The organism is Actinomycetospora sp. (assembly GCF_055612215.1).
In genome coordinates, this window is sequence record NZ_JBVPVA010000530.1 from 1 (window position 1) to 9,374 (window position 9,374).

At 76.3% G+C, this 9,374-nt stretch carries 9 protein-coding genes, 1 tRNA gene and 1 pseudogene; 4 read left to right on the forward strand and 7 right to left on the reverse strand.

Annotated elements, in window-relative coordinates:
• Positions 1-392: pseudogene (locus tag AC0CYZ_RS14815) on the reverse strand (hypothetical protein); the annotation flags it as partial.
• A gap of 255 nt (positions 393-647) precedes the next feature.
• Between AC0CYZ_RS14815 and AC0CYZ_RS14820 the strand changes: the two are divergent.
• A complete protein-coding gene (locus tag AC0CYZ_RS14820; protein ID WP_472216606.1) occupies positions 648-920 on the forward strand; it encodes a hypothetical protein in 273 nt (90 codons plus the stop codon).
• A gap of 53 nt (positions 921-973) precedes the next feature.
• Here AC0CYZ_RS14820 and AC0CYZ_RS14825 read toward each other — a convergent pair whose 3' ends face one another.
• The 3 genes from AC0CYZ_RS14825 to AC0CYZ_RS14835 form a co-directional block, all read right to left on the reverse strand.
• Positions 974-2,785 carry an ATP dependent DNA ligase gene (locus AC0CYZ_RS14825; protein ID WP_472216608.1) on the reverse strand — a complete coding sequence of 604 codons (1,812 nt, stop codon included), beginning with the start codon at positions 2,783-2,785 and terminating at the stop codon, positions 974-976.
• Positions 2,786-3,076: 291 nt separating this feature from the next.
• Complete coding sequence (locus AC0CYZ_RS14830) at positions 3,077-3,943, reverse strand: hypothetical protein (RefSeq protein WP_472216610.1); 867 nt, start codon at positions 3,941-3,943, stop codon at positions 3,077-3,079.
• Complete coding sequence (locus AC0CYZ_RS14835) at positions 3,940-4,623, reverse strand: RNA polymerase sigma factor (protein ID WP_472216612.1); 684 nt, start codon at positions 4,621-4,623, stop codon at positions 3,940-3,942. Before AC0CYZ_RS14835 ends, AC0CYZ_RS14830 begins: the two co-directional genes overlap by 4 nt.
• A gap of 260 nt (positions 4,624-4,883) precedes the next feature.
• Here AC0CYZ_RS14835 and mftD point away from each other — a divergent pair, with 260 nt between their 5' ends.
• Positions 4,884-6,065, forward strand: coding sequence for a pre-mycofactocin synthase MftD (gene mftD, locus AC0CYZ_RS14840; protein ID WP_472216614.1), 1,182 nt, complete (start codon positions 4,884-4,886; stop codon positions 6,063-6,065).
• A 131-nt stretch (positions 6,066-6,196) separates the two neighbouring features.
• Here mftD and AC0CYZ_RS14845 read toward each other — a convergent pair.
• From AC0CYZ_RS14845 to AC0CYZ_RS14855, 3 genes are all read right to left on the reverse strand, one after another.
• A tRNA-Ser gene (locus AC0CYZ_RS14845) sits at positions 6,197-6,285 on the reverse strand.
• A gap of 10 nt (positions 6,286-6,295) precedes the next feature.
• Complete coding sequence (locus AC0CYZ_RS14850; RefSeq protein WP_472216616.1) at positions 6,296-6,712, reverse strand: nucleoside deaminase; 417 nt, start codon at positions 6,710-6,712, stop codon at positions 6,296-6,298.
• A 52-nt stretch (positions 6,713-6,764) separates the two neighbouring features.
• On the reverse strand, positions 6,765-7,313 hold the full coding sequence (locus AC0CYZ_RS14855; RefSeq protein WP_472216618.1) for a tRNA adenosine deaminase-associated protein: 549 nt from the start codon (positions 7,311-7,313) through the stop codon (positions 6,765-6,767).
• 121 nt (positions 7,314-7,434) lie between these two features.
• Between AC0CYZ_RS14855 and AC0CYZ_RS14860 the strand changes: the two genes are divergently transcribed.
• Together AC0CYZ_RS14860 and AC0CYZ_RS14865 are read left to right on the forward strand one after the other, a co-directional pair.
• Positions 7,435-8,700, forward strand: coding sequence for a M20 metallopeptidase family protein (locus AC0CYZ_RS14860; protein WP_472216620.1), 1,266 nt, complete (start codon positions 7,435-7,437; stop codon positions 8,698-8,700).
• 75 nt (positions 8,701-8,775) lie between these two features.
• On the forward strand, positions 8,776-9,374 hold a 599-nt coding region (locus AC0CYZ_RS14865), incomplete at its 3' end, for a prephenate dehydrogenase/arogenate dehydrogenase family protein (RefSeq protein ID WP_472216622.1).

Sequence of the window (9,374 nt, forward strand, 5' to 3'; positions counted from 1 at the left end):
CGCAGACCGCGGTCGCGCGCGTCCTGCTCTGTCCGCCGGAAGAGCGGGCGGGCCGCGTCGTCGGCGGGCTTGCGGGTGGCGGGCCGACCCCAGAACGGCGGCGGGCAGTCCCGCAGCCAGCGCTCCCCCTCGGCGGCGGCCAGCGCCCACACCTGCGGCAGGGTCGTGCTCCCGTGCTCGCGGGCGAACCAGCCGGCGAGGCCGAACGAGAAGTCCATCCCGACGACGGCCGTCTCCGGCCCGTCGCGCAGCGACGCCAGCAGCTCCCCGACACCCTCCCGGTCGAGCCCGCCGCGCACGTCGAGCAGCCGTCCGGGACGGGCCTCGGCCACCCGGATCCGGCGCCGGGCGCCGCGCAGGTCCCCGGACCAGTCGACGGCGAGCACGCGCACGTGCCCATCCTCGTCGTCGAGCGCCAGGCCAACGTCGGGACCCTCGCCTCACCCGTTCGTCGCAGCAGGACGACCGTTCGGCCCTTGTACCGGACCGCTCGGCCGTCGGCGAGCCGGACCACCTCTTCCGGGCGTCCTTCGGCGCACCGGTGGCCCCATCCGTCACACCCGGCGCAGGCTCCGACCGGCCGTTCGTCGTCGTCCGAACGCGACGATCGGCTGGTTCGATCGGTCCGTTTCCTCGGGAGGAACTCCGTGTCCAAGCACCGCGCCCCGCGACGGCTCGACCGCCGCGCCGTCACCCCCGTCGCCGCCCTCGCGCTCTCGGCGGCCGCCCTGACCGCCGTCGCGCCGATGGCGTCGGCCCAGCCCCGCGCCCACGACCGCGACTCGAACTCCGGCGCGGGATCGGTCGGCATCCTCAACGACCTCACGCTGCTGCCCGTCCAGGCCTGCGGACTGCAGGTGCCGGTGCTCTCGGGGATCCTCGACGGTCCGTCCGGGAGCTGCACGCAGTCCGACGACTGACCGCGCCACGCGATCCCCCGGCCGCGACGGTGGGGCCGGGGGACGCGGGCGGCTCAGCTGACGAGCAGCCGCCCGGGCTCGGACTCGTCGGCGTGGCGGGCCGGGACACGCACCCGCACCGAGGTGCCGTTCCCGGGCCGCGACTCCACGTGCAGGTCGCAGGCGCTGCCGAAGGCCGCGCGCAGCCGGCGGGTGACCTCGCTGATCCCCCCGTGCCGGGCGTCGACCTGCGAGGCCGCCCGGGACGCCTCCGGCCCCATCCCGGCGCCGTCGTCGGACACCGTGACCACGCAGTCGGTGCCGACGCCGGTGGCGGTGACGTGCACCGTGCCGCCCTCGGGCTTCGGCTCGATCCCGTGCCGCACGGCGTTCTCCACCAGCGGGGACACCACGAACGGCGGCAGCACGACGTGCTCGACCTCGGGGGCGACGGTCACCTCGACCTGCAGCCGCGCCCCGAACCGGGCCTGCTCGAGGGTGAGGTAGCGCCGGGCGTTGCGCAGCTCCTCGGCGACCGTGGTGCCGGAGTCGCCGTCGCGGAACGAGTAGCGCGTGAAGTCCGCGAACTCGGTGAGCAGCTCGCGGGCGCGGCCCGGGTCGATCCGGACGTAGGCCGCGATGGCGGTCAGCGCGTTGTGCACGAAGTGCGCGGAGAAGCGGGACCGCAGCGCCGCCTCGACGTCGGCGGTCGGCAGCGTCACCTCCGGCGGCGGCGCGCCGAGGGGCAGGCCCTCGGCGGCGCGCGCACGGACGAGTTCCGACGTGCCCCCCGACGCGGTCACGACCTCCGGGTGCCCGGAGGCCCGGGCTGCCGGCACGTCCACTTCCTGCAGGTCGTCGAGTGCGAGATCCGTCGCGACGACCGGCGCCGCGAGCACCGGGGCCTGCACGGTGGCCGGGTGGGTGCCGGCCCGCAGCCCGCGCCACACCGGCCGCGCGAGCAGCCCGTTGCCGGTCCAGTGCCGGTGCTCCACCCGCCCGACCAGGCGCGGGGCGAGCCAGTGGGCGGCGTCCTCGACCTCGGCGGGCAGCGCCCCGTCGAACGGGCTCACCGGCCGGGTGAGGTGACGGGCGGCGTCGAGCACCTCCCGGCGCGCGCCGGCGGTGACCCCGGTGCTGACCCGGCCGACGTAGCGCAGCGTGCCCTCGCTGGGCACGCCGAGCAGGAGCGACCCGACGCCCGGGCCGCCGTCGCGCGGCGGCAGCCACCCGCCGACGACGACGTCCTGGGTACGGGTGACGACGGCGGAGATCCAGCTGCGGGAGCGCCGGCCGGCCTGGTAGGTCGACTCCAGGCGCTTGGCCACCACGCCCCCGAGGCCGTAGTGCCGCGCGGTGCGCACCACCTGCTCGGCGTCGACACCGGTGAACCACGGCGGCACGACGACCCGCCCGCCCGCGAGGTCGATCCCGGCGAGCAGCTCGCGGCGCGTGCGGTAGGGCAGGCGGGCGGTGGACCGGCCGTCGACCTCGAGCACGTCGAACACGTAGAAGGACACCGGGATGCCCTCGACGAGGGCCCGGGACGGCGCCCGGACCCGACGACGCCGGCGCAGCCGCGTGGTGCTCGGGCGACCGACCCCGTCGAGCGCGACCACGACCCCGTCGAGCACCAGCCCGGGGGCCGCCGGCACGCCGAGCTCGGGGAAGCCGGCCGTGACGTCGTGCCCCTCGGCGTCGACCAGGCGGAGCCCGCCGTCGCGGACCTGGGCGAGGCAGCGCAGCCCGGTCCACACGAACTCGAACGCCCAGCCCGCCCCGCGGGGGAGGTCACCGGGCGAGGCCAGCATCGGGCGGGTGCCGGGACCGGGGTGTCCGACCGAGGGCACCGTCGAGCCGCGGGCGGCCAGGGGTGCGGTCGACATCGCGCCTCCCTGCCTCGTCTGCTCGGCGCACCGGCGGCGATCCGGCGCGCGACGGGTGCCCGCGGCGGTGCCGCCTCACCCGACGCGCACCACGGTAGCCAGACCCCCCGACGACGTCCGTGAGATCGGCCGCGCGCCACGGCGGCGCTGCGGCCGGGAACCTCCACGACGCGACGAGCGGCCGACCCGCCACCGTGCCCGGGACGTCACCCACCCGCACGGCCCACCCGCGCCGCCGGACGATCGACGTGCGCCGGTCGCCCGCCCGACCCGGCCGGACGCCTCGCCCGGTCAGACCAGCGGGCCGCTCGCGACCACCGCGGAGGGACGGGCCGGCACCGACCCGGCCTGCTCGACCGACAGCGCGTAGGCGAGCCGCGTGGGTGCGGGTGCCGTGGTCGTGCCGCCGGAGGCCGTCGACATCGGGGTGAAGGACCCGGTCGGGTCCATCGAGCCGACCGGGGTCACCGCGCTGCCCGCGACCCGCCAGAGCACGAAGGTGCGCCCGGAGCCGATCGCCGGCATGGCCAGCGGGACGACGCGCGGACCGGCCGCGTCGTCGAGGACGACCGCGGCGACCGTCCCGCTGCCCGGCTGGACGAGCGAGGCGGAGCGCACCGACGGGTCGCGGGCCTCTGCGCTCGCGACGACCTGTTCGGCGCGCTGGGCCTCGACCGCGCGGGAGTCGCCCGGACCGGGGGCGATGGCGCCGCGCGCGGCGAACACCACGATGCCCGCGATCACCGCGGCGAGGACCAGGACGGCGGCGGTGCGCCGCCGGGGCGCCGTGGGCACGGGGGCCGTGCGCGGCCCGTCGTCGTCGGGCCCGGGGGCCGCGGCGGCCGGCAGCTCGCGGGTCGTCGGGCGCAGCGGCTCCGGCTCCCGCGGGAGCGACGGCGGGTCCGGCTCGGCGGCCGCCGCGGCGAGGATCCGCGTGCGCAGCGCGGCGGGCGGATCCTGCGACGGGAGCGCGTGGGCCAGGGCGGCCATCGTCTCGTGGGTCTCGGAGAGCAGCGCCCGGCAGACCGCGCACTCGCGCAGGTGCTCGGCGACGCGGCCCTCCTCGTCGGGCTCGAGCGCGTGCAGGGCGCGCCCGACGACGTCGGCGGCCAGCTCGGCGGCCGCCGCGCCGTCACCGTGTCCGTGTCCCGCGCTCACCACGTGTCCCCCAACAGCTCGAGGCCCGAGGTACCCAGGACCGGGGCGAGCAGCACGCGCAGTTTCGCGACGCCGGTGAACATGCGCGACTTGACCGTGCCGATCGGCACGCCGGTGATCGACGCGACCTCCCGCTGCGTGTACCCGCCGTAGTAGGCGAGGCCGAGGGCCTGGCGCTGCTCGGTCGGCAGGTGGTGCAGCGCGGCGCGGACGTGCTCGGCGATGACCGACCCGAGCGCCGCCCGGTCCGCCGAGGGCTGGACCGCGGAGCCGGCGTCGTCGGGCTCCTCGGTGGGGACGTGGTGGCGACGGCGGGTGGCCTCGCGGCGCACCGCGTCGACGGCCTTGTGGTGCACCAGCGTGAGCAGCCAGCTCACGACGGTGCCGCGGGTGCGGTCGAAGCGGCCCGGGTCGCGCCACAGCACGAGGAAGACCTCCTGGACGACGTCCTCGGCGAGGCTCTCGTCGGCGCAGATCCGGCGGGCGAGGGAGAAGGCGGCGCGGCCGTGGCGGGCGTAGAGGACGTCGAGGGCCGAGGTGTCGCGCCCGGAGAGGCGGCTCACGAGGTCGGCGTCGGTGACGTCCGCGTCCGGTCCCGCCCCGCGCGCCGGCCGGTCGGCGTCGACCGGGACGGCGGCGGTCCGCGTCCGGGCGGGCCCGGGTGTGGAACGGGCGGTCATGGTGGGTTCTCCTCTCCCGGCCGCGGCGTGGCGTCCGAGACGTGCAGGCCTTCGGCGTCCGGGCCCACGCGGTTCACCTCGTCCGGACCAACCGCCTGCCCCCTCCGCCCGGAGGGGCCCGGGCCGCCCGCTCACGCGGGGACGGGGGTGAGTCGCGCCCTCTACCCTGCGGTGCGAGACCGGTCACCGAGCGCGTCCGGCGCGCCGCGGCGGAACCGGACGGCCCGGAGCATCCGGACGAGGAAGGGGTGAGGCCACCCATGGCGGGACAGTGGTTCGAGTCGGTGGCGGAGGCCCAGCGCCGCGCGCGCAAGGCGATCCCGAAGTCGGTCTACAGCGCGTTGGTGGCCGGCAGCGAGGCCGGGGTCACCCTCGACGACAACATGGGCGCCTTCCGCGAGCTGGGCTTCGCCCCGCACGTGGCGGACCTGCCCTACGAGCGATCCCTGGCGACGACGATCATGGGCCAGGAGATCTCCATGCCCGTCATCATCTCGCCGACCGGCGTGCAGGCGGTCAACCCCGAGGGCGAGGTGGCCGTCGCCCGGGCCGCGGCCTCCCGCGGCACCGCGATGGGCCTGTCGTCGTTCGCGAGCCGCTCGGTCGAGGACGTCTGCGCGGCGAACGACAAGACGTTCTTCCAGATGTACTGGGTCGGCGACCGCGAGACGCTCGCGGCCCGCGCGGAGCGGGCCAAGCGGGCCGGCGCGAAGGGTCTGATCGTCACCCTGGACTGGTCGTTCTCCCACGGGCGCGACTGGGGCAGCCCGTCGATCCCGGAGAAGATGGACTGGAAGACGATCCTGAAGTACATCCCCGAGGGCGTCACCCGGCCGAAGTGGGGCCTGGCCTTCCTGCGCAGCGGAAAGATCCCCGACCTCACGGTGCCCAACATCCCCGTCGACGGCGGCCCGCCCCCCACCTTCTTCGGCGCATACGGCCAGTGGATGTTCACCGAGCCGCCGACGTGGGCCGACGTCGCGTGGCTGCGCGAGCAGTGGGGCACGGACCTGCCGTTCTGCGTCAAGGGCATCACGCGGGTCGACGACGCGAAGCGCGCGGTCGACGCCGGCGCCACCGCCATCCAGGTCTCCAACCACGGCGGCAACAACCTGGACTCCACGCCCGCCCCGATCCGGCTGCTGCCCGGGATCGTCGAGGCGGTCGGGGGCGACGTCGAGGTGATCATGGACGGCGGCGTGCGCCGCGGCTCCGACGTCGTGAAGGCGCTGGCCCTGGGGGCGAAGGCGGTCGCGATCGGGCGCGCCTACCTCTGGGGGCTCGCGGCCGCGGGCGAGGAGGGCGTCGGCAACGTCCTGGACATCCTGCGCGCGGGCGTCGACTCCGGGCTGATGGGGCTGGGGAAGTCCTCGGTCCAGGAGCTCGCGCCCGAGGACCTGCTGATCCCGTCGACCTTCCGACGGCAGGCCGGGGTCGCCTGACACGCCGGTCCGGTCCGGCCCCGGTTCTGAGCGAGGGGCGCCTTCGGTGGATCTACTCGGCCGACGGTGCCCTTCGCCCGGAACGACCCGAGACGAACGACACGCCGGCCACCGGCGAGGGAGGACCGGCGTGGCGGTAGCGGTGGGATTCGAACCCACGGTGGGCAGAACCCACACACGCTTTCGAGGCGTGCTCCTTTGGCCGCTCGGACACGCTACCGGGGTCAACTTTACCCAGGGCCCGGCTCGGCGCCGTCACCCCCCCGACGACCGCGGAACCACTCCAGCAGGAGCTCGGCGCACTCGGGTTCGCGCACCCCGCCGAGCACCTCCGGGCGGTGGGTGAGGCGCCGGTCGCGGACCACGTCCCACAGCGAGCCGACCGCCCCGGTGCGCGGCTCCCACGCCCCGAACACGATCCGGTCCACCCGCGCGAGCACCGCCGCGCCCGCGCACATCGTGCAGGGCTCGAGGGTGACCGCGAGGGTGGCGCCGGTCAGCCGCCACCGGTCGCCGTGCACCCGCGCGGCGGCCCGGAGCGCGAGGATCTCGGCGTGCGCGGTCGGGTCGCCGGTGGCCTCGCGGGCGTTCGTGGCGCACGCGAGCTCCCGGCCGGCCGCGTCGACCACGACCGCACCCACCGGCACGTCGTCGGGATGCGACCCGGCCGCCACCTCGAGCGCCCGGCCGATCAGGTCCTCAGGACGCAGGCGCGGTCTCCACGACCTTCGCGAGCTCGTCGGCGAACCCGCAGCGACGGGCGATCGCGGTGAGCTGCTCGTCCGGGTACAGGTCGATCTCGTCGACCAGTACGGCGAGCTCGTCGGCCGGCACCCCGAGGTCGGCCAGCATGCCGAGGTCGCCCTCGGGCCACGGGTCGTCGTCGACGTCGTCCTCGTCGGGCACGTCGAGTCGGAGCAGGTCGAGGACGTCGGCCGCGACGTCGTAGTCCAGGGCGGCGACGGCGTCGGAGAGCAGCAGCGCCACCCCGCCGGGGACGGGACGCACGAGCACGAAGAACTCGTCGTCCACGTCGAGCAGGCCGAGGACAGCGCCGGTGGAGCGCAGCCCCCGCAGCGCGGTGATGGCCGAGTCGAGGTCGGCGAGCGCGCTGCGGTCCATCGAGACCGCGCGCCAGCGCCCCTCCTCGCGCGTGACCGCGACCGCCCAGCCGTCGAGCGGCACGACGGTGCCGGGCCCTCCCTTGGACCCACCACGCGGCGCGGCCTGCGCGCCCTGACCAGCCATGGTCACCACGGTAGGTGCGGGGAGTCACCCTCGAAAGGGAGTTGGCGGCGGTCCTACCGAATCGACACCTTCCGCGCGCCGGGCGGTCGCCCCCCGGAGGCCGGGGGTGCAGGATCGGGGCGTGAGCACGTCCTCGGAGACCCGCTCGGGCCGCTCGGCCGGGGGTCGGCGCCGCGCGGCGCACCGCGCCCCGGAGCGCGCTCTGCTGTCCGAGGCCCGCGCGCTGCAGCCGGACACGGTCGCCCTGCGCCGCACCCTGCACCGGTATCCGGAGCTCGGGCTGGAGCTGCCGACCACGCAGGCCGCGGTGCTCGCGGCCCTGCACGACCTGCCCCTGACGCTGACCACGGGACGCGCGGCGAGCAGCGTCGTCGCGACCCTCACCGGGAACCGTCCGGGACCCTCCGTCCTGCTGCGCGCCGACATGGACGCGCTGCCGCTGCAGGAGGAGAGCGGGCTGGAGCACGCGTCGCGGGTCGACGGCGTGATGCACGCGTGCGGGCACGACCTGCACACCGCGATGCTCGCCTCCTCGGCCCGGCTCCTGGCCGCCCGCCGGGACCGCCTCGCCGGAACCGTGGTGTTCATGTTCCAGCCCGGCGAGGAGAGCAGGCACGGCGCGCTCGCGATGCTCTCCGAGGGCCTGCTCGAGGCCGGCGGCGCCCGACCGTCCTCGGCGATGGCGCTGCACGTCACCTCGCGCCTGGCCTCGGGGACGCTCCAGACCCGTGCCGACTCGATCATGGCGTCCTCCGACGACTTCACCGTGACCGTCCGCGGCGCCGGCGGGCACGCCTCGGCCCCGCACGACGCGCTCGACCCGGTCCCGGCCGCGGCCGCGATGGTCGGCGCGCTGCACACCATGACGAGCCGGCGGGTGAGCGCGTTCGAGCCCGCGGTGCTCACCATCGCCCACCTGACCGCCGGCACCACGACCAACGTCATCCCCGAGACCGCGGTGCTCGAGGGGACCGTGCGCACGCTGTCCGAGGACACCCGCGAGACGCTGCTGACCGAGCTGCGGCGGGTGTGCCTCGGCGTCGCCGACGCGTACGGCTGCACGGCGACCGTGGAGATCGACGGCGGCTACCCGGTGACGGTGAACGACGCGGCCGTGGCCGAGCGGGTCGCCGACGTCGGGCGCTCGGTGCTGGGTTCGCGGTTCGTCGAGCCGATGCCCGACCCGATCATGGGCTCCGAGGACTTCTCCTACGTGCTCGCCCGCGTGCCCGGCGCGCTCGCGTTCCTCGGCGCGTGCCCGCGCGGCACCGACCCGTCGGACTCGCCGCCGAACCACTCCAACCGCGTGGTGTTCGACGAGGACGCGATGGTGGCGGGCGTCGCGCTCTACGCCGGCTACGCACTGGAGTCGCTGCGCGCGTCCTGACCCTGGTGGCCGCCCGCGGGCGCGCACCCGGGCGAATGGTCGTCACCCGTCCGTGGCGTCCTACGCTCCGGCGTCGTGGGGACTCCGGAGGTGGACAGCGGTGCCGTCCTGGCCGCCGCACTGCAGCGACCCGTCTGTGTGCTCGGGCTCGGGCTGATCGGCGGGTCGGTGCTGCGCGCCGCGACGGACGCCGGCCGGGAGGCGTGGGGGGCGTCGGCCTCGACGACGACCGTCGAGAAGGCCCGCGCCGACGGCTACGACGTCGCCGACGACGTGGCCACCGCGGTGCGTCGCGCCGCGGAGGCCGACGCGCTCGTCGTCGTCGCGGTCCCGCTGACGGCGATGGACGACGTGCTCGCGGTCGTCGGCCGCGAGGCGCCGGACTGCCGGCTCACCGACGTGACCAGCGTCAAGGAGCCGGTCGTCGACGCCGTCGGACGCCGGGCGCCCGCCGCCCGCTTCGTCGGCGGGCACCCGATGACCGGCACCGAGTTCTCGGGCTGGGACGCGGGCTCGCTGCAGCTCTTCCACGACAAGGTGTGGGTCGTCGCCACGGACGACGACACCGACCTCGAGGTGTGGACCGACGTCGTCGCGCTCGCGCTGGCCTGCGGCGCCACCGTCGTCCCGGCCGCCTCGGACGAGCACGACGTGGCCGTCGCCCGCATCTCCCA